General features: G+C 67.1%; 21 protein-coding genes. 9 read left to right on the forward strand and 12 right to left on the reverse strand.

The features are described 5' to 3' along the window. On the forward strand, positions 1–1355 hold a 1355-nt coding region (locus EPO55_RS04165; RefSeq protein WP_296335177.1), incomplete at its 5' end, for a long-chain-fatty-acid--CoA ligase. Here EPO55_RS04165 and EPO55_RS04170 read toward each other — a convergent pair. Genes EPO55_RS04170 through EPO55_RS04180 form a run of 3 tightly spaced genes read right to left on the reverse strand, consistent with a single transcriptional unit; the run spans position 1352 to position 3300 of the window. After that, the gene (locus EPO55_RS04170; protein ID WP_296335208.1) at positions 1352–1780 is read right to left on the reverse strand and encodes a DUF1772 domain-containing protein; all 429 of its coding nucleotides are present in this window, start codon (positions 1778–1780) and stop codon (positions 1352–1354) included. The two genes, EPO55_RS04165 and EPO55_RS04170, sit on opposite strands and share 4 nt — an antisense overlap. Positions 1781–1796: 16 nt before the next feature. Continuing rightward, positions 1797–2771, reverse strand: coding sequence for a tripartite tricarboxylate transporter substrate binding protein (locus EPO55_RS04175; RefSeq protein ID WP_296335178.1), 975 nt, complete (start codon positions 2769–2771; stop codon positions 1797–1799). Positions 2772–2808: 37 nt separating this feature from the next. Continuing rightward, positions 2809–3300 carry a heme-binding protein gene (locus EPO55_RS04180; protein ID WP_296335180.1) on the reverse strand — a complete coding sequence of 164 codons (492 nt, stop codon included), beginning with the start codon at positions 3298–3300 and terminating at the stop codon, positions 2809–2811. 131 nt (positions 3301–3431) lie between these two features. Here EPO55_RS04180 and EPO55_RS04185 point away from each other — a divergent pair, with 131 nt between their 5' ends. From EPO55_RS04185 to EPO55_RS04195, 3 genes are read left to right on the forward strand one after another with little or no spacing between them, the layout of a single operon-like run. After that, the gene (locus EPO55_RS04185) at positions 3432–4418 is read left to right on the forward strand and encodes a 2-oxoglutarate and iron-dependent oxygenase domain-containing protein (protein ID WP_296335182.1); all 987 of its coding nucleotides are present in this window, start codon (positions 3432–3434) and stop codon (positions 4416–4418) included. Further along, positions 4415–5560, forward strand: a complete 1146-nt coding sequence (locus EPO55_RS04190) for a mandelate racemase/muconate lactonizing enzyme family protein (RefSeq protein ID WP_296335183.1) — start codon at positions 4415–4417, stop codon at positions 5558–5560. The genes EPO55_RS04185 and EPO55_RS04190 overlap by 4 nt, the downstream gene beginning before the upstream one ends. 19 nt (positions 5561–5579) lie before the next feature. Beyond that, positions 5580–7211: a long-chain-fatty-acid--CoA ligase gene (locus EPO55_RS04195; protein WP_296335184.1), complete on the forward strand. Its 1632-nt coding sequence runs from the start codon at positions 5580–5582 to the stop codon at positions 7209–7211. On the opposite strand, the gene EPO55_RS04200 is transcribed toward EPO55_RS04195, so the two are convergent. The 3 genes from EPO55_RS04200 to EPO55_RS04210 are packed head-to-tail and all read right to left on the reverse strand — an operon-like array spanning position 7190 to position 9049. Next, entirely contained in the window at positions 7190–7831 is a 642-nt protein-coding gene (locus tag EPO55_RS04200) for a cation transporter (RefSeq protein ID WP_296335185.1), read from the reverse strand. The two genes, EPO55_RS04195 and EPO55_RS04200, sit on opposite strands and share 22 nt — an antisense overlap. Position 7832: 1 nt before the next feature. Beyond that, positions 7833–8141 (reverse strand): metalloregulator ArsR/SmtB family transcription factor, encoded by a 309-nt coding sequence (locus tag EPO55_RS04205; protein ID WP_296335186.1) that lies wholly within the window; start codon positions 8139–8141, stop codon positions 7833–7835. 20 nt (positions 8142–8161) lie between these two features. Continuing rightward, positions 8162–9049: a DMT family transporter gene (locus EPO55_RS04210; RefSeq protein WP_296335187.1), complete on the reverse strand. Its 888-nt coding sequence runs from the start codon at positions 9047–9049 to the stop codon at positions 8162–8164. A gap of 70 nt (positions 9050–9119) precedes the next feature. On the opposite strand from EPO55_RS04210, the gene EPO55_RS04215 reads away from it, so the two are divergent. The 3 genes from EPO55_RS04215 to EPO55_RS04225 are packed head-to-tail and all read left to right on the forward strand — an operon-like array spanning position 9120 to position 11457. Then, complete coding sequence (locus EPO55_RS04215; protein ID WP_296335188.1) at positions 9120–9812, forward strand: YafY family protein; 693 nt, start codon at positions 9120–9122, stop codon at positions 9810–9812. 9 nt (positions 9813–9821) lie between these two features. Further along, entirely contained in the window at positions 9822–10712 is an 891-nt protein-coding gene (locus tag EPO55_RS04220; protein WP_296335189.1) for a TauD/TfdA family dioxygenase, read from the forward strand. Positions 10713–10719: 7 nt separating this feature from the next. Then, the gene (locus EPO55_RS04225) at positions 10720–11457 is read left to right on the forward strand and encodes an MBL fold metallo-hydrolase (RefSeq protein WP_296335190.1); all 738 of its coding nucleotides are present in this window, start codon (positions 10720–10722) and stop codon (positions 11455–11457) included. A gap of 10 nt (positions 11458–11467) precedes the next feature. Here the strand turns inward: EPO55_RS04225 and EPO55_RS04230 are convergent, their stop codons facing one another. From EPO55_RS04230 to EPO55_RS04240, 3 genes are all read right to left on the reverse strand, one after another. Continuing rightward, positions 11468–12034, reverse strand: coding sequence for a dihydrofolate reductase (locus EPO55_RS04230; protein ID WP_296335191.1), 567 nt, complete (start codon positions 12032–12034; stop codon positions 11468–11470). A 24-nt stretch (positions 12035–12058) separates the two neighbouring features. Beyond that, positions 12059–12472: a DUF1761 domain-containing protein gene (locus EPO55_RS04235; protein ID WP_296335192.1), complete on the reverse strand. Its 414-nt coding sequence runs from the start codon at positions 12470–12472 to the stop codon at positions 12059–12061. An 87-nt stretch (positions 12473–12559) separates the two neighbouring features. Then, a complete protein-coding gene (locus tag EPO55_RS04240) occupies positions 12560–13447 on the reverse strand; it encodes an alpha/beta fold hydrolase (RefSeq protein WP_296335193.1) in 888 nt (295 codons plus the stop codon). A gap of 74 nt (positions 13448–13521) precedes the next feature. On the opposite strand from EPO55_RS04240, the gene EPO55_RS04245 reads away from it, so the two are divergent. Continuing rightward, entirely contained in the window at positions 13522–14142 is a 621-nt protein-coding gene (locus tag EPO55_RS04245; protein WP_296335194.1) for a TetR/AcrR family transcriptional regulator C-terminal domain-containing protein, read from the forward strand. 46 nt (positions 14143–14188) lie between these two features. Continuing rightward, positions 14189–15580, forward strand: a complete 1392-nt coding sequence (locus EPO55_RS04250) for an amidase (RefSeq protein WP_296335195.1) — start codon at positions 14189–14191, stop codon at positions 15578–15580. Here EPO55_RS04250 and EPO55_RS04255 read toward each other — a convergent pair. From EPO55_RS04255 to EPO55_RS04265, 3 genes are all read right to left on the reverse strand, one after another. Then, positions 15567–16562, reverse strand: a complete 996-nt coding sequence (locus EPO55_RS04255) for a tripartite tricarboxylate transporter substrate binding protein (RefSeq protein ID WP_296335196.1) — start codon at positions 16560–16562, stop codon at positions 15567–15569. The genes EPO55_RS04250 and EPO55_RS04255 overlap by 14 nt on opposite strands. 189 nt (positions 16563–16751) lie before the next feature. Continuing rightward, positions 16752–17330: a TetR/AcrR family transcriptional regulator gene (locus tag EPO55_RS04260; RefSeq protein ID WP_296335197.1), complete on the reverse strand. Its 579-nt coding sequence runs from the start codon at positions 17328–17330 to the stop codon at positions 16752–16754. Between the two features lie 92 nt (positions 17331–17422). Beyond that, entirely contained in the window at positions 17423–17809 is a 387-nt protein-coding gene (locus EPO55_RS04265; protein ID WP_296335198.1) for a hypothetical protein, read from the reverse strand. Positions 17810–17889 lie beyond the last annotated feature (80 nt).

Raw genomic sequence — 17889 nt, forward strand, 5'->3', positions numbered from 1 at the left:
CCATTAACCCGCGCCTGTTCCCCGAGCAGATCGTCTACATCGTCAATCACGCCGACGACCAGATCCTGTTCGTCGATCTCAATCTCCTGCCGGCGGTCGAGAAGCTGCTGCCCGAACTCAAGGGCGTACGCCACGTCGTGGCCATGACCGACCGTGCGCATCTGCCCAAGGACTGCAAGATCCCCAACCTGCTGGTCTACGAAGAGCTGATCGCGGGCAAGCCCGGCACTTTCGAGTGGCCGGAGTTCGACGAGCGCACGGCCTCGTCGCTTTGCTACACCTCGGGCACCACGGGCAACCCCAAGGGCGTGCTCTACTCGCACCGCTCGACCATCCTGCATGCCTATGGCAGTGCGCTTCCCGACACGCTCGGCATTTCGGCGCGGGCCGTCGTTCTGCCGGTGGTGCCGATGTTCCATGTCAATGCCTGGGGATTGCCCTACTCCGGCGCGCTGGCCGGCGCCAAGCTCGTCTTCCCCGGCGTGGCGCTCGACGGTGCGAGCCTCTACGAGCTGTTCGAGAAGGAGCGCGTGACCTTCACCGCCGGCGTTCCCACCGTCTGGCTCGCGCTTCTCAATCACATGCAGGCCAACAAGCTCAAGCTCTCGACGCTCAAGTACGCCGTGATCGGCGGCTCGGCGGCGCCGCCCGCCATGATCGAGACGTTCGACAGGGAATTCGGCGTGGAGGTGCTGCATGCCTGGGGCATGAGCGAGATGAGTCCGCTCGGCACCGTGAACCATCCCAAGGAGAAGCACCTCAAGCTCCCGGCCGCCGACCTGCTCGCGCTCCGCCTGAAGCAGGGCCGGCCGCCGTTCGGCGTCGACATGATGATCGTCGACGATGCGGGCAAGGAGCTGCCGCGCGACGGCAAGGCCTTCGGCGACCTTCTGGTGCGCGGTCCCTGGATCACCTCGGGCTACTTCAGGGGCGAAGGCGGCAAGGTGCTCAGGGAAGGCGGCTGGTTCGCGACCGGCGACGTCGCCACGATCGATGCTGACGGCTACATGCAGATCACCGACCGTTCCAAGGACGTGATCAAGTCGGGCGGCGAGTGGATCAGCTCGATCGACCTCGAGAACGCCGCCATGGCCCATCCCGGCGTGGCCGAGGCCGCGGTGATCGGCGTCGCCCATCCCAAGTGGGACGAGCGTCCACTGCTGATCGTGCACCGGAAGCCCGACACGCAGGTCGACAAGAAAGAGCTGATCGAGTTCCTGGGCACCAAGGTCGCCAAATGGTGGCTGCCCGACGACGTCCAGTTCGTCGACGCCATCCCCCACACCGCCACCGGCAAGATCCTGAAGACCAAACTCCGCGAGACCTTCAAGGACTACAAGCTGCCGACGGCCTAGGTGAGCGCCGCCCACAGATAGAGCACGGTCGCGAGCCCGCCCAGCATCGTGCGCCTGAGATGCAGGTGGCCCCACCGCGTCAACAGGATCCGGCTCGCGGGCCCGGCGTCGTCGGGCACGATCGCCTCGAGTTCGCGGTTCACCGGCATGATGATCAGGAGCGTGTAGGGCCAGTTGGTCACCAGCACGACGGCGCCCGCCAGCCACAGCACCTCGCCGGTCGCCCACCACGCCGCCACACCGAACAGGAAGCCGATCACGGCCAGGCTCGCCTGCATGGTGTAGCCGCGCGCATAGGCCGGCTTCCAGTGCACAAGGCCCGCGCGATCGTCGAGGCCGAGCCGCGCCGGCTGTTCGGCGAAGCTTATGTAGAATGCAGCTCCGGCGAAGAGCGCCGCCGCGACCAACGCCAACATGCCGAAGATCATGGGTGGCTCCCGTCTATTCCAGCTTTATGCCGGCTGCCTTGACGATCGGCGCCCAGCGCTCCGTCTCGGCGCGCACGTAGGCCAGGGTGGAGTCCGGCGTCGAGTCGATCACGGGAACGATGCCCTGTTCGGCCAGCGCCTTGAGGAGCGCGGGATCGTTCATCGTCTCCCGCGTCGCCGCAGCAAGACGCGCCACCACCTCCGGCGACAACCCCGCCGGACCAGCCAGGCAATGCCACAGCACGGCTTCGAACGGCACTCCGCCCAGCGTCTCGGACACCGTCGGCACCTCGGGCGCCAGCATGGGGCGGCTCGCCGTGGCGACTGCGAGCATCCGCGCCTTGCCCGATCTGTGAAGCGGCAGCGCACTGCCCAGCGTGGTCGCCATCATGGCGATCTGACCGCTCAGCAGATCGTTCATCGCCGGACCGCTGCCGCGATAGGGCACATGGGTGATCTGCACGCCACCGGCGGCCGCCTTCAGGCGCTCGGTCGTCAGATGGAGAAGCGTGCCGGAGCCCGGCGAGCCGTAGCTCAACGTTCCGGGTTTCGCGCGCGCTGCATCCAGCAGGCCCTTCAGCGTATCGGGCTGCGCCAGGCCTCCGACGAAGGCCGCCGGCCCACCGCCGACATGGGCGATGTAGGCGAAGTCTTTCAACACGTCATAGTCCGGCTTGGCCGTCATCGAGGGATAGAGCGTCTGCGTCGAGGCGGTGCCGAAGACCAGCGTGTAGCCGTCGGGCTTCGAGCGGGCGACGCCCAGCGTGCCGATCACGCCGGCCGCGCCGGCCTTGTTGTCGACCACGACGGGCTGGCCGAGGGCGCGGCCGAGGCGCTCGCCGAACAGCCGGCCATAGACATCGGTGGGGCCGCCCGGCGGAAAGGCCACGACCAGGCGCACCGGCTGCGACGGCCATGCCTGGGCGCGCGCCGCGAACGGAGCGGCGAGAACGGCAGTTGAAGAGACGATCAGTGTGCGACGGCGCAAGGCTTCCTCCCGTATTGTCGTTGATTGCCGCATCGGCTCAGAGGCCGGCGGATTGCCAGTTCTCGGCCGGCGCCTCCGGATGGGAGGCAAGGCCGGCCGCCTGCACGCCCATGATCGCCGCATATTCGTCGCGATCGGAGGCGTCGCCGCTGATGCCGATCGCGCCCACGACCGTGCGCCCGGCGCCGAGCGCCAGCACGCCGCCCGGCACCGGCACGAAACGGCCATCGGACGCCGCTGCCAGTGCCGCCTGAAAGGCCGGGCGGTTGCCGAGGCGATCGCGGATCGTGCGGCTGGAGATCCCCATGCCGAGTGCGCCCCAGGCCTTGCCGAAAGCGATGTCGAAGCGCAGCACGCCGCAACCGTCCTCGCGCTTGAAGGCAACGAGCTGGCCGCCCGAATCGAGGACCGCCACCGTGAGCGGCAGGAGTTCGGCGGCTCGGGCGGCGGCGAGCGCGCCATCGATCATCCGCTCGGCCTGCGCCAGTGTCAGGCTCGACTGGATGTTCAGCACGTAGTGTTCGCTCATCGGACCTTTCGCCTCCTGCCGGCTGGACCCCCGGCCTCTTGCGGCAGTATCGTTCAGTTCGACTGCGAAGGGGAAGGCTGGAGCGCTGCGGGATTCCGCGGATCGCCCTTTGCACCGGACAGGAGCAGGCCATGGCCACCGAAACCATACCCGTCATCGATCTCGGGCCCTATCTCGCCGGCGAGCCGGGCGCGATGGACCGCACCGCGAAGGAGCTCCGCTTCGCGCTGACCGAGATCGGCTTCTACTTCATCGTCAACCATGGCATTGCCCGCGAGAAGATCGCGGCCATGTTCGCCGAGGTGAAGCGCTTCCACGAACAGCCGGTCGAGAAGAAGCTCGAGCTCAAGCTCGACCAGCACAATACCGGCTACCTGCCGATGCGCGGCAATACGCTGCGCACCTCGACCGTGCAGGCCGGCACCAAGGCCAATCTCAACGAGGCCTTCTTCGTCAAGCGCGAGATGGCGCCGGACCACCCCGACGTGCTGTCGGGCCGCCGCTTCCGTGGGCTCAACCGCTGGCCCGACCTGCCGGGCTTCCGCGACACCGTGGTCGGCTATTGCGACGAGATGGAGCGGCTGGTGCAGAAGATGGTGCGGCTCTACGCCCGCGCGCTCGACCTGCCGGCCAACTATTTCGACACGGCCTTTTCCGAGCCGATGTTCTCCATGCGGATGACGCACTATCCGCCGCAGGAAGGCCCCGTCGACGACGAATTCGGCCTGGCGCCGCATACCGACACGAGCTTCCTGACCCTCCTGGCACCCAACAAGGTGCAGGGCCTGTCGATCCGCACGCAGAGCGGCAACTGGATCGACGCGCCCGCGATCGACAATGCCTATGTCGTGAACGGCGGACAGATGCTGCAGCGCTATACCAACGATCTGTTCCTGGCGACGCCGCACCGCGCCATCAACAAGAGCGGCGGCGAACGCTATGCGCTCCCGTTCTTCTGCGACAGCGGCATCGACTGGCCGGTCGCTGCCGTGCCGACCACTGTCGGACCCGACAAGCCGCCGAAATACCCGACGACCTGGTACAGCGACTACATGACCTGGTACCTCAAGCGGAACTACGACGTGCTGAACGACGCCGACCAGCAAGCGGCGGAATGAACGCGACGCTCGCCCGCGTCGAAGCCCACGTCTTTCGCACGCCCGTCAAGGAACCCGTCCGCACCTCCTTCGGCATCATGACCGAGCGGGTGGCGGTGTTCGTGCACGCCGAGGATTCCGACGGCGCGCGCGGCTGGGGCGAGATCTGGTGCAACTTCCCCAATGCCGCCGCCGAACACCGCGCGCTACTGTTTGCCGACATCGTGGCGCCGCGCGTGTTGGGCAAGTCCCTCGACGATCCCGTGGCGCTATGGAGCGAGCTCGACCGCGCGCTCCATGTGCTGCGCGTGCAGAGTGGCGATGCCGGCGCTCTCTCAGCCGCGGCGGCCGGGCTCGACCTCGCGATCCACGATTTGCGCGCCCGCAAGCGCGGGCTGCCGCTGTGGCGGGCGCTCGGCGGCAGCGACGACTCACCGGTGCCGGTGTACGCCTCCGGTCTCAATCCCGGCCGCGCCGCTCACGACACGGTCGACCGCATGCGGGCAGCGGGCTATCGCGCCTACAAGATCAAGATCGGCTTCGGCGAGGAGACCGATCTCGGCTCGCTGCGGCCGGTTGCCCGGGAACTGAAGGCCGGCGAGCGGCTGATGGTCGATGTCAACCAAGGCTGGGATCTCCGTACCGCCTGCGTCCTGGCGCCGAAGCTCGGAGAGTTCGGCCTGCACTGGATCGAAGAGCCGCTGCTGGCCGACCGGCCGGCGGCCGAGTGGACGCAGGTCGCCGCCGCGGCGCCGACGCAGCTCGCCGGCGGCGAGAACCTGCGCGGCGCCGGCCCCTTCCAGGAAATGATCGACTCCGGCCTGTTCGGCGTGATCCAGCCTGACGCCGCCAAATGGGGTGGTCATTCCGGTTGCCTGCCCGTGGCACGCGCGGCGCTGGCCGCCGGACGGACCTACTGCCCGCACTTCCTGGGCGGCGCGATCGGGCTCCTCCATTCGCTCCACCTGCTGGCCGCCGTGCGCGGTCCCGGCCTGCTGGAAGTCGATGCCAACCCCAATCCACTGCGCGAAGGTCTGCTGGGCGACGTTTTGACCGTGCGCGACGGCTGCGTGTCCCTTCCCGGCGGGCAGGGTCTCGGTCTAGAAGCGGATATCAAGACGCTGTCGTCGCTCAGGAGTCTTCATCTGGAGCGGCGCACCTAAGAAACGAAGAGGAAATGCCATGCTCGGCCTGATGCAGGATCGCCCACTGCTGATCTCGCAGATCATCGACTTCGCCGCCGCCGCCTATCCCGAGGTCGAGATCGTCTCGCGCACGGTCGAGGGGCCGATCCACCGCTACGGCTATCGCGACGCCCATAAGCGCGCCAAGAAACTGGCCGAGGCACTGCAGGGGTTGGGCATCAAGCTCGGCGATCGCGTCGGCACCATCGCCTGGAACAGCTACCGCCATTTCGAGCTCTATTTCGGCATCTCCGGCATCGGCGCGGTGCTGCACACGCTGAACCCCCGCCTGGCACCCGAGCATGTGGCCTATATCGCCAACCATGCCGAGGACCAGATCATCTTCGTCGACCTCAACCTGCTGCCGATCGTCGAGGGCGTGTGGGAGAACCTCAAGACGGTGAAGCACGTCGTGGTCATGACTGACCGCGCCCATATGCCGGCCTCGAGCAAGATTCCCAAGCTGCTGTGCTACGAGGAGCTGATCGCCGACAAGCCCGGCACGCTGAAATGGCCCGTCTTCGACGAGCGCACGGCCTCATCGCTCTGCTACACCTCGGGCACGACCGGCAATCCCAAGGGCGTGCTCTATTCGCACCGCTCGACCGTGATCCACTCGATGATGATGTGCTCCGGCCCGGTGCTGGCGATGACGCCGGACACCACCATCCTGCCGGTGGTGCCGATGTTCCACGCCAACGCCTGGGGCCTCGTCTATGCCGGCCCGATCTGCGGCGCCAAGCTGGTGTTTCCCGGCTTCAAGCTCGACGGCGCCAGCATCTACGAGCTGCTCGACAAGGAACAGGTGACGCTCAGCGCCGGCGTGCCCACGGTGTGGCTCGCGCTGCTCGACTACTGCGCCCAGAACAAGCTCAAGATGTCGTCGGTCAAGCGCTCGCTGATCGGCGGCTCGGCCGTGCCGATCGCCATGATCGAGCGCTTCTGGAAGGAGCACCAGGTCGAGGTGGCGCAGGGCTGGGGCATGACCGAGATGAGCCCGCTCGGCACGCTGACCCGCTTCAACCGGGGCGAACGCGACCTGCCCGACACCGAGCGCTTCGCCATCACCGCCAAGCAGGGCCGGCCTGTGTTCGGTGTCGAGATGAAGATCGTCGACGACGCCGGCCAGGACCTGCCGCTCGACGGCAGCGTCTCGGGCAACATGGTGGTGCGCGGACCGTGGATCGTCTCGGGCTACATGAAGGGCGAGGGCAAGAGCCAGTTCGGCGCCGACGACTGGTTCCAGACCGGCGATGTCTGCAAGATCGAGTCCGACGGCTCGGTCGTCATCACCGACCGCTCCAAGGACGTGATCAAGTCGGGCGGTGAGTGGATCTCCTCGATCGACCTCGAGAATGCCGCCATGGGCTGCCCCGGCGTGGCCGAGGCCGCGGTGATCGGCGTGCCTCACCCGAAGTGGGACGAGCGTCCGCTGCTGATCGTGGTGCGCCGGCCCGAGGCCGAGGTGAGCAAGGCCGACGTGCTGAAGTTCCTCGACGGCAAGATCGCCAAGTGGTGGATGCCCGACGATGTTCAGTTCATCGACGCCATTCCGCACGGCGCCACCGGCAAGATCCTGAAGACAGCGCTGCGCAAGCAGTTCGAGGGCTACAAGCTGCCGGCGGCCTGAGGCTCCCGCAGCTCGCCGAGGGCATGGCGCGCAACCTGGACCGCGCCCGTCAAAGCGAGGCCCGACATGACAGCGGCCACAATGTAGTCGGGCCAGCCGGCGCCCGAGCCGAACACGCCCGCCGCCGCCGCTAGCACTGCGAGATTGCCGATCGCGTCGTTGCGTGTGCACAGCCACACCGAGCGCATGTTGCTGTCGCCCTCGCGCCAGCGATAGAGCAGGAACGCCACGCCGAGGTTGGCCGCAAACGCCAGCGCGCCGACCACGCCCATGACCGGCGCAGAAGGCACCGTGCCGGCCAGTGCATGGCCGATGGTGACATAAGCGACCCACAGACCGAACGCCGCCATGCTGGCCGCCTTGATCAGCGAGGCGCGCGCGCGCCAGTGCAGCGCCATGCCCAGCACGAACAGGCTGAGGCCGTAGTTGGCGCTATCGCCCAGGAAGTCGAGCGAATCGGCCAGAAGCGAGGACGACTGCGCGGCGAGGCCGGCGCCGATCTCGACCGCGAACATCGCGAGGTTCACCGCCAGCGCCACCCACAGGATACGCCGGTAGACCGGCGATGCCGCGGCAGCGTTGGCATTCTCGTGGCCGTGATCGCAGCAATGGGCGCTCATCTCAATGCTCCCTGATGTGGGTGACCATGTCCTCGACCATGCGCCGGACATGGGCGTCGTCGGCGCCGTAGAAGACCTGCTTGCCCTGCCGCTCGGCCCGCACCAGCCGCGCGCCCTTCAGCAGCCGCAGATGGTGGCTGACCAGCGACACGGACAGCCCAAGCCTGTCGGCGATGTCGGAGACGGCGAGCGGCGTGCGCAGGCAGGAAACGACGATGCGCAGCCGGCTGGGATCGCCCAGCAGGCGGAACAGGTCGGCCAGCGCGGTGGCATCGTCGTCGGAAAAGGCGGGTTTCTTGGCTTTGGACATTTGAACAACTGTTCAAATATCTATCCCCAGGCTCCGCGAGTCAAGAGGAGATGCCGGCGCGGCAGCAACATGTCGCCCACCACCGCCACCATCACGATCGCACCGCCGGCCAGGGTCGCCGCCGCCGGCACCTCGCCAAACGCCAGCCACACCCAGAGCGGCGCCAACGGCGTATCGAGCACGCTGATCAGCGCAGTGCGGGTCGCCGAGATCAGTCGGCTCCCCAACGTGAGCAGAAGGAGGCCGAGGCCGAATTGGACCGAGCCGAACAGGACAAGCAGCACGAAGTTCATGCCGTCGACGGCCACCGGATGGGCGAAGGGCAGCACGATCAGGGCGCAAAGAAAGGCCGACAAGCCGGTCGCCGGCACCATGTCGATGGAGCGCCGCTTGCGCAGGATCACCATCATCAGCGACAGGAACCCTGTCATCCCGAGCGCCAGCAAGTCGCCCAGCAGGCGTCCCTCTTCCAGCGCGGCACCGACCATGACCACGACGCCCAGCACCGCCACCAGGCTTGCGAGCAGCGTCACCAGGTCCTCGCGCTCGCCGATGAAGGCCCAGGCAAGTGCTGCCGTCAGGAACGGCGCGGTCGCACCGATCACCAGCACGTCGGCCACGCTCGTGAGTTTGAGGGCATTGATGAAGCACACCGTGGCCAGCGCCGAACACACGGTCACCAGCACACCGTCGCGGCCGATGGCGCGGAGCGCGGCGATCGCGCCCCGCCCCTCGCGCCAGAACAGGAAGCCCGCAATGAACAGCCCGGCGAACAGGCCGCGCCAGAACAGCATCGTCCAGGCGTCGAGGTCGATCAGGCGGGTGAAGAGCCCGGCGGTGCTGAACACGACCGATGAGGCGGTGATCAGCAGCATTCCGAGCCAGATTTGCCGGGCGGTGGGGTCCATGCCTGAAGTCTAGGGAAGGCCTCCTGACAACGTTGTGTCAGGAGTGTTAGGCTATTGAAAAGGTGGAGAAATGCGCCGCTCCGATCGCCTGTTCGACATCATCCAGATCCTGCGTGGCAGCCCCGGAGTCGTGACCGCGGCGATGCTGGCGGCGCGGCTCGAGGTGACGCCCCGCACCATCTATCGCGACGTGGCCACGCTGCAGGCCCGCCGCGTGCCGATCGATGGCGAGGCCGGGGTTGGCTACGTGCTGCGCAAGGGCTTCGACCTGCCGCCGCTGATGTTCAGCATCGACGAAGTGGAGGCCATTGCCGTCGGCGCCCGGATGGTCCGCCGGCTGCGCGATCCCAAGCTGCAGGAGGCGGCCGAAACCGTACTGGCCAAGGTCACGACGGTGCTGCCCGAGGCACTTCGCACCTCACTGGTCTCCTCGCCGATCTTCGTCTCCGAAGGTGACGCCGTCACCGCCGAGGCCGTCGATATGGCCGAACTGCGGGCAGCAATCCGCGATTCTCGAAAATTCCATATCGCCTATGCCGATGAAAAGGGCCGGCGCAGCAACCGCACGATCTGGCCGATCGCCATGGCCTATTACGTCGACGTCACCTTGGTCGGGGCGTGGTGCGAGCTCCGAGCCGACTACCGGAATTTCCGCGTCGAGCGCATCCAGTCCTCCAAGGTGCTGGACGAGCATTTCGACCAGGATAACGGCCGCCTGTTTCGCGAATGGTCGGCGCTGCCCAAGGAGCGCCCGGCAGGCTAGACTGGCGCCATGACCATCGACATCAAACCCATCGATCCGGTCTCTCGCGCCTTCTTCGCGGGCGAAGTCTCCGGCATCGACCTCACCCGCCGCCTGTCCGACGCGGAAGTGGCCGCCATCCACGCCGGCATGGACCGTTTCGGCGTGCTGGTGTTCCACGACCAGCACCTCACCGACGACCAGCAGCTCGCCTTCAGCCGCCAGCTCGGGCCGCTGGAGACGGCGACCGGCGACATCGCGGCGCCGGAGGAACGCCGGCTCAGCATGGACGTCAACGACATCTCCAACCTCGACAAGCATGGCAAGGTGGTCGCCCGCGACGACCGCCGCCGCCTGTTCGGGCTCGGCAACCTGTTGTGGCACTCCGACAGCTCGTTCAAGGACGTGCCAGCCAAATATTCGCTGCTGTCGGCACGGCAGATCCCGGCGACTGGCGGCAACACCGAGTTCGCCGACATGCGCGCCGCCTACGATGCACTCGACGAGGTGGCAAAGCGCGAGGTGCACGACCTCGTCTGCCTGCACAGCCAGATCTATTCCCGTGGCATGCTGGGTTTCGAGGAGTTCACCGAGGCCGAGCGCCAGAAATGGGCGCCGGTGCGCCAGCGCCTGGTGCGGCGCCATCCCGCCACCGGCCGGCTCTCGCTCTATCTCGCCTCCCACGCCGGCGGCATCGAAGGCTGGCCCGTCCCCGAGGCGCGCGCCTTCCTGCGCGACCTCACCGAGCACGCCACGCAGCGCCAGTTCGTCTATGCCCATGTCTGGAAGCCATTCGACCTCGTGATGTGGGACAACCGCGTCACCATGCACCGCGCGCGGCGCTACGATCCCACGGAAGTCCGCGACATGCGCCGCACCACGCTCACCAACGAGGTGTCGAGCCTGGAACAGGCGCCGTAACGGGCCGATGCGACTCCAGTTCCTGGGCTCCGGCGACGCTTTCGGCAGCGGCGGCCGCTTCAACACCTGCTTCCATCTCGAGCGCGCCGCCGAGGGCAACGTGCTGATCGATTGCGGCGCCTCCTCGATGGTGGCGATCCGCAAATGGGGCGTCGAGCCCAACGCCGTCTCGACTGTGCTGGTGAGTCACCTGCACGGCGATCACTTCGCCGGCCTGCCCTTCTTCCTGCTCGATGCCCAGCTCGTAAGCCGCCGCACCGCGCCGCTGCTGCTGGCCGGCCCGCCCGGCTTCGAGGAGCGGCTGATGATCGTCATGGAGGCGATGTTCGCGGGCTCGACCAAGTCCCCGCGCAAGTTCGAGCTGAAAATCCGCGAGCTAGAACTGCACCACCGGGCCGAGCTGAACGGGCTTGCCGTCACGCCCTACCTGATGAAGCATTTCAGCGGTGCGCCGTCCTACGCACTTCGCATCGAGACCGAGGACAAGGTGCTCACCTATTCCGGCGACACCGAATGGGTCGACGAGCTGATTCCTGCCGGCCGCGATGCCGACCTCTTCATCTGCGAGGCCTATTTCTTCGACAAGGTGATGAAGTACCACGTCGACTACACCACGCTCATGAAGCGCCTGCCCGACATCGGGGCCAGGCGTACCATCGTCACCCACATGAGCGCCGAGCTGCTCGGCCGCCAGGGCGAGATCGCCTGCGAGGCGGCCCACGACGGGCTGGTGGTGGAGTTCTAGGGGCGGTTTCTCAGCCCTTCGGCCCCCACTCCTCGAGCACGGTGCCGGTCGCGGGATCGAGCACACGCGACTTGCGCAGGACAAGGCCATGCTGGGTGAGCACGTCCTCCGGCGTCGTGCCCTTGCCGACGCCGGGGAACACCGGCCGGCCGCGCGGCACGCTCGCCTGGGCACGCGTCAGGAAGAACGCGTCGTAGCCGATACTGAGGAAGAGGCCGAACACGTCGGTGCCGCCCACCACCGCCAGCATGCCGTCGTCGACGCCCAGCCGCTGCCAGGCCTCGTCGAACGGCGCCGTTGCCGGATTCCACAACACCGCCTTCGGATTGTTCGGGTCGACCATGAGCCGTTGCACCCGCCGGGTCAGCAGGATCCGGCGGCGTGCCGCCTCCTTGGGCCCGCCCTCGGCCGAGTGGCGGCCGTTGGCGACCGCCGAGGCCCGGTCGAGCGAGGCCTGGTAGAATTCCTGGTCGGCCGGAATTTTCAGGACCTCGGGAAACGAACTGTCGGAGCCCGCGATCATTCCCTCGAGGGAAACGATGGCAAAACCTTCGATCCGGGGACGCTTCGTGGACATGCTGCCGCCTTTCAAACGCCCGTCTCAGATACCCATCGCGCCGATGATGGCGCCTTGTATGACGAGCACACCCAGCCAATGGATTCCGTCGATCACGCTCAACATCGGCTTGCGGCCGCCGAAGGCGTTGTTCACCGCCACGGTGGTGGCGACGAAGCCCACCCACATGAGCAGGGCGGAGATGACGCCGTTCTTCAAGGTCACCTGGCCCGGACCGAGATGGCCGATGCCGCCGGCCAGGATCCAGGCCATCACGACCAGCGCCACGATCGAGATGATGAACGGCGTTGGCGAACGCTTGCCGGCAATGTCTTCCTTGGTCTTGCCGACAGCGGCGAGCCACTGCCTGGACAGCGACATGTAGTAGACGGCGCCGAAAGCAAAGCCCGCTGCCGCCGCGATCAGGATGGCCAGGTAATTCATGCCGGCAAAGGTCATCGAGGTTCCTCCCGCGTCCGCGCCAGCCTAGCGCGTCATGCGGCGAACGTCGCGCCTGTCGTTATCGCGGCCCATCATCGCGGCCAGTCATCGTCCGGGATCGAGATGTCGCACGAGGAAGGCAATCTGATCGGCCACGATCCGCTCGACGAAGGGTGGGTGATAGACCTCGAAATGGTCCGTCGGATAGTGAATGGCGATCCCACGCGGCGCGGCGCGGGCAACCCGGGCCGCGATGGCGGGGTTCATCAGGTTCTCGCGGTCGCTGATGCAGACCAGCAGCGGACACCGCACCTGCCGCGCTTTCGCCGCGGCATCGTAGAACAGCATCGAGAGCCCTGCCCCCGCCGTGATGCGGCCATCGAACACGACGCCCGCCGGCACCACCGACATCCAGCCCTCGTAGGCGCCGGGCTGGGTGACGAAGGCGAGTTCGCCCGGCCGCCCGACGATCGAGACATAACGCCGGCCGAGCCCCAGCGCGCCCCGCACCAGGTCGGAGACGATGGGCCCGGTGAACCGCGCCAGATGCAGCAGCCCCGCCGCCAGGGCCGGCGCCCGGCCCTGCAGGATCGGGCATTGCACCACGGCGGCGGCGATGTCGCGCCGGCGCGCCGCCGTCGCCACCACGTGGCTGGCGCCGAACGACGTGCCCCAGAGCGCGACGCGCGACGGATCGAGTTCCGGCCGGGTCCGGATGAAGGCGAGCGCCGCATCGATGTCCTCGAAGTAGCGGCGCAGGCTCATGAGCTGGCGCGGCGTGCCTCCGGATTCGCCCAGATGACGAAAGTCGAAGGCCAGCACCGCGAGGCCGGCCTCGGAGAACCAGCGTTCGTACTGTCCGAGCATCATCGCATGGGTGGCGCCGCCGCCATGGATCAGCAGCACCACCGGATGCGCGCCCTCGCCCGCCGGCAGGGTGAGCCAGGCAGCGCAATCCTCCTTGCCCGAGCGGAATGTCGTGCGAATGGTCATGTCGGCCTCCTTGAGGTACGGTGTACGTCCAAGTCGGGACGTATTACGTACAATGTACGTTGTCAAGGAATGCCATGCCGCCCAAAGCCAAGTTCACCCGTGCCCAACTCCAGACCGCCGCCCTGGCACTGGTCGACAGGGATGGCCTGGGGGCGCTGTCGATGCGGACGCTGGCGGCCACCCTCGGAACCGGGCCGATGACGCTCTACAACTACGTGCGCGACCGCGGCGATCTCGACGCGCTGGTCGTCGAAGGGGTGATGGCCGAGGTCAAGCTGCCGCGCGACAGCGGTGAGTGGCAGCGCGACGTGCGGGCAATCGTCGAGGCGACCTGGCGCACCGTGCGCTGCCATCCCAACGTCATCCCGCTCGTCCTCACCCGACGCACGTTGCACGAGACCACGCTCGACTGGGCCGAGGCGCTGCTGCGCGCCCTGGCACGCAGCGGACGGTCGGGTGTCGACCTGCTCGTGGCCTTCCGCACCGTCTCGGGCTTCGTCATGGGTTTCGCGCAGGCCCAGCTTTCCGATCCGCTGACACCCGACGAGGATCAGCAGGACGTCGCCCGCGCCCAGGCACTGCCGGCCGACCGCTTCCCCCGCCTGATCGAGATTGCCGGCGCCGCCGCCAAGCTGGGCGCCGACAAGGAATTCCGCGCCGGCCTCGACATCGTCATGGCCGGGTTGGCGCGCTGAAGAGTGCTATGGTCCCAAAAGTATCGACCTGAGGATCAGCCGAGCCATGACCGCGTACCAGGCTTACAAGCCGCTCACCTTCCATGATGCGACGCCGCGCTTTGCCGACGGCAGCGACACGCCGCGCGCCTATCTCGAGCGCTGCCTGGAGACGATTGCGAGCCGCGAGCCCGTGGTGAAGGCTTTTACGGCGATCAACGAGACGGGCGCCCGCGCCGTCGCCGACGCCAGCACGGCGCGCTGGAAATCCGGCAAGCCGCTCTCGCCCATCGACGGCATGCCCGTCGCCATAAAAGATCTGCTCGAGACCAGGGACATGCCGACGCAAATGGGCTGCCAGGCTTTCAAGGGCAACTTTCCCAAACGCGACAATGCGGCGGTCTGGGCGTTGCGGCAGGCCGGTGCCGTCATCCTGGCGAAGACCGTCACGGCCGAGCTGGGCGGCTCGCACCCGGGGCCGACGACCAACCCGTTCGATCCGGCCCGCACGCCGGGCGGCTCGTCCTCGGGCTCGGCGGCCGCTGTCGGCGCACGCATGGTGCCGGCCGCGATCGGCACCCAGGTCGGCGGCTCGATCATCCGGCCTGCCGCCTATTGCGGGAACTTCGCGCTGAAGCCCACGCAGGGCGGCCTCAATCGCGGCGAGCGCCAGGCGACCAGCATGAGCACGCACGGCCCGCATGCCGGCTGCCTCGAAGACATGTGGCAGGTGGCGATCGAGATCGCCAACCGCGCCGGCGGCGATCGCGGCCATGCCGGCCTGGTGGGTCCCTCCACCCTGCCGGCCGCGACCAGGCCCAACCGGCTGATCGTGCTTGAGACCGAGGGCTGGTCGATCGTCGACGAGGCGACCAAGGCGGGCTTCGAGACGGTGCTGAAGCAGCTCCGCGATGCCGGCGTCACGCTGATCCGGCGCAAGGACCATCCCTGGGTCGAGGCGCTCGAACAGTCGATCGCCAACGGCCGCGCGGTGTGCAACGGCGTCACGAGCTGGGAGAATCGCTGGTACCAGCGCGGCATCGTCGACAACGATCCGGCCGGCGTCAGCGAACGCGCGAAGGCGACACTGGCGAAGGCCGAGGCAATGACGCCGGACGACTATCGCATGGCGCTTCTTGCCCGCGAGACGGCCCAGCACACCCACGCCACCCTGGCGCCGCTGGCGGACGCGGCGATCACGCTCGCCTGTCCCGGCCCCGCGCCGCTTTGGTCGGGCGACGTTCCCGGTCAGCCGCTGGCGCCGCGGCCGACCGGCGACTTCGTCTTCAACGCGCCGAGCTCGATGCTGTTCGCGCCCGTGGTGACCGTGCCGCTGATGAGCGTCGGCGGCATGCCGGTCGGTGTCCAGCTCATGGGCCAGCAGCACGAGGATGCGCGGATAACCGGCCTCGCGCGCTGGATGACGGAGACGCTGAAACCGGTGGTTACTCCGGCTTGAGGCCGAGTGCCACGAGGCGCGGGATCACGGTGGCCTTCAGGACCTCGTAGTCCTTCATGACCTCTTCGTGATTGAGCGGCTTTTCGGTAAGGCCGAAGCCGTCCATCATCTTCTTGCCGGGTTCGGAATCCGCCGCCCCGACCCACAGATCGGACATCTTCTTGACGATCTCCTTCGGCGTGGCTGCCGGGGCCGCCAGCGCCAACCAGCCGCGCACCGTGAAGGACGGATCGGTGAAGCCCTGCTCCACAGACGTCGACACGTCGGGCAGCTTGACGTAGCGCACGCGTGAAGGCGCCACGATCGGGCGGACATCGCCCTTCAACAGCAGCGCATTCATCGCCTGCGGGCTGCCCATGGCCGCCTGCAGCGAGCCCGCACCCATGTCCTGCCACATCGGCGCTTCGCCCTTGTAGGTGACGACTTCCATCGTGAGGCCGTACTTCTCGTTCAGCGCCTGGGCGAAGATGTGGGCCGACGAGCCCAGCGCCCACGAGCCGAAGTTGATCTTCTTGCCCTTGGCGTACTCGATGAACGACTTGAGGTCCTTGACCTCGGGCGGCAACGACTTGTGCACCACGACCGGCAGCACGCCCGAGGACGTGCCCGAGATGATGGTGAGATCCTTGTCCGGATCGAAGCCCAGCGTCTTGAACATCACGCGGTTCTGGACGAGCGTGCTCGAGACCGAATGCAGGAAGGTGTAGCCGTCGGCCGGCGCCCGCGCGACCTGGGCGGCACCGATGTTGCCGCTGGCGCCGGGCTTGTTGTCGATCATCACCTGCTGGCCGGTCGCCTGCTGGACGTGCTGGCCGAAGGCGCGGGCGATGCCGTCGGTGAGGCCACCGGCCGGGAAATTCACCACGATCGTGATCGGCTTGTTGGGCCAGGCTGCCCCCGCACTTCCTTGTGCACGAACGATCGAGGGCGCTAGGGCGAGGCCGGCGGTGACGCGCAGCAGGGTGCGTCGGGTCGTGGTCATGGCGGGTCGTTCCTCCGTTTTATTACGCCGGAATGCATAGCGATTGAGCTTCCGTGGAGCCAGCCACCTCGCCGGAAAAATCCGCGACGCGAAAGCCATGCCTCAAGAGCAGATCAGTAGACGGAGCATGAGCGAACGCCGCAAATCCGTTCAGGCAACAGGCACAGCCCTGCGGTACGCCCGACGCGGTCAGGCGGTAGCGACGGAGCGGATATAGAAATCGAGCATCGCGTTCAGCGACTCGGGGTTCCGCCGTAGACGGCTGCGCAGGGCCGCGCCCTCCCAACAGTCGACCAGGAGATTCGCCATCTGCCGGACATCGCACGCGGTCGAGATCTCGCCTCTCTGCCGGGCCTCCTCCAGGCAGGTGGCCAAGGCGTCGGCGATCGCGGAAAAGCACCACTCTATCTTTCGCCGGAACACCTCGCTGACGCCCGATAGCTCCTGCCCCAGGCCTCCCAGGAGACAGCCCATGTAGCCATCCTTCTGGTACGACTGCTGCGTCTGCTCGAAAAAACGACGCACCCGGGCGAGCGGCGTCAGCTCCTTGTCTCCGAGGCAGACACCAAGGCCCGCGTGGACTTGCGCTATGTAGGCGTCGATGACCTCCAGCGCAAAATCCTCCTTGTCCGCGAAGTGGTGGTAAAAGGAGCCCTTGGGAGTCCCCGTGGCGGTGAGCAGCGCCTGGATGCCCAGATTGTTGTAGCCCTGCTTCAGAAGCATGCTGAGGCCCGTGTCGATCAGGCGTTGCTTGGTTGAATGGGTCATCGCAACGTCATCGACATCGTGTGGGCTGGGTTGGGGCTAACCGCAGCTCCGGCGCCCGGAACGACATTCTCTCCGGGTGCCGGGGAGCAAGTCTAGCCCCGCGTCTTCGCAATCATGTGATCGATGACGAGGCTGTGCTCATGCTGGGGGCTGAACATGACGATCTCCGCGTCCGCGTCGACCTTCACATTGTGCCCAGGCGGCCAGTAGAACAGATCGTTGGTGCTGACCGTCTCCTGCTTGCCGGCGGCATCGGTCGTGGTGAGCTGACCGCGCAGCACGAAGCCCCAATGCGGACTTTGGCAGAGGTTTCCTTCCAGTCCCTGGAAGAGGGGGGTGGTGTCGACGCCCGCAGCAAGGGTGAAGTACTCGCCGCTGATCTTGCTGTATCCGCTCACGTCACCGAAATCCTTGCGCTGACGAATGACGGCGCCGGGAATTTCCATCCTGACGTCCACTTGTTCTTTTGCGATTCGCATGCTTTTTCTCCCTCTAGACCGATCGGTCTAGAGCAGTTTTGAGCCGGCGGTTGGCCTTGTCAAGCGCGCGAATGCGCTGC

It is taken from the genome of Reyranella sp., from assembly GCF_004296935.1.
In the GTDB taxonomy this organism is placed as follows: Bacteria; Pseudomonadota; Alphaproteobacteria; order Reyranellales; family Reyranellaceae; genus Reyranella.

Bases quoted from the DNA above. Each gene is read 5' to 3' on its own strand.
- EPO55_RS04180 (WP_296335180.1), bottom strand. From the start codon at position 3,300: ATGAGCGAACACTACGTGCTGAACATCCAGTCGAGCCTGACACTGGCG.
- EPO55_RS04185 (WP_296335182.1), top strand. From the start codon at position 3,432: ATGGCCACCGAAACCATACCCGTCATCGATCTCGGGCCCTATCTCGCC.
- EPO55_RS04190 (WP_296335183.1), top strand. From the start codon at position 4,415: ATGAACGCGACGCTCGCCCGCGTCGAAGCCCACGTCTTTCGCACGCCC.
- EPO55_RS04195 (WP_296335184.1), top strand. From the start codon at position 5,580: ATGCTCGGCCTGATGCAGGATCGCCCACTGCTGATCTCGCAGATCATC.
- EPO55_RS04200 (WP_296335185.1), bottom strand. From the start codon at position 7,831: ATGAGCGCCCATTGCTGCGATCACGGCCACGAGAATGCCAACGCTGCC.
- EPO55_RS04205 (WP_296335186.1), bottom strand. From the start codon at position 8,141: ATGTCCAAAGCCAAGAAACCCGCCTTTTCCGACGACGATGCCACCGCG.
- EPO55_RS04210 (WP_296335187.1), bottom strand. From the start codon at position 9,049: ATGGACCCCACCGCCCGGCAAATCTGGCTCGGAATGCTGCTGATCACC.
- EPO55_RS04215 (WP_296335188.1), top strand. From the start codon at position 9,120: ATGCGCCGCTCCGATCGCCTGTTCGACATCATCCAGATCCTGCGTGGC.
- EPO55_RS04220 (WP_296335189.1), top strand. From the start codon at position 9,822: ATGACCATCGACATCAAACCCATCGATCCGGTCTCTCGCGCCTTCTTC.
- EPO55_RS04225 (WP_296335190.1), top strand. From the start codon at position 10,720: ATGCGACTCCAGTTCCTGGGCTCCGGCGACGCTTTCGGCAGCGGCGGC.
- EPO55_RS04230 (WP_296335191.1), bottom strand. From the start codon at position 12,034: ATGTCCACGAAGCGTCCCCGGATCGAAGGTTTTGCCATCGTTTCCCTC.
- EPO55_RS04235 (WP_296335192.1), bottom strand. From the start codon at position 12,472: ATGACCTTTGCCGGCATGAATTACCTGGCCATCCTGATCGCGGCGGCA.
- EPO55_RS04240 (WP_296335193.1), bottom strand. From the start codon at position 13,447: ATGACCATTCGCACGACATTCCGCTCGGGCAAGGAGGATTGCGCTGCC.
- EPO55_RS04245 (WP_296335194.1), top strand. From the start codon at position 13,522: ATGCCGCCCAAAGCCAAGTTCACCCGTGCCCAACTCCAGACCGCCGCC.
- EPO55_RS04250 (WP_296335195.1), top strand. From the start codon at position 14,189: ATGACCGCGTACCAGGCTTACAAGCCGCTCACCTTCCATGATGCGACG.
- EPO55_RS04255 (WP_296335196.1), bottom strand. From the start codon at position 16,562: ATGACCACGACCCGACGCACCCTGCTGCGCGTCACCGCCGGCCTCGCC.
- EPO55_RS04260 (WP_296335197.1), bottom strand. From the start codon at position 17,330: ATGACCCATTCAACCAAGCAACGCCTGATCGACACGGGCCTCAGCATG.
- EPO55_RS04265 (WP_296335198.1), bottom strand. From the start codon at position 17,809: ATGCGAATCGCAAAAGAACAAGTGGACGTCAGGATGGAAATTCCCGGC.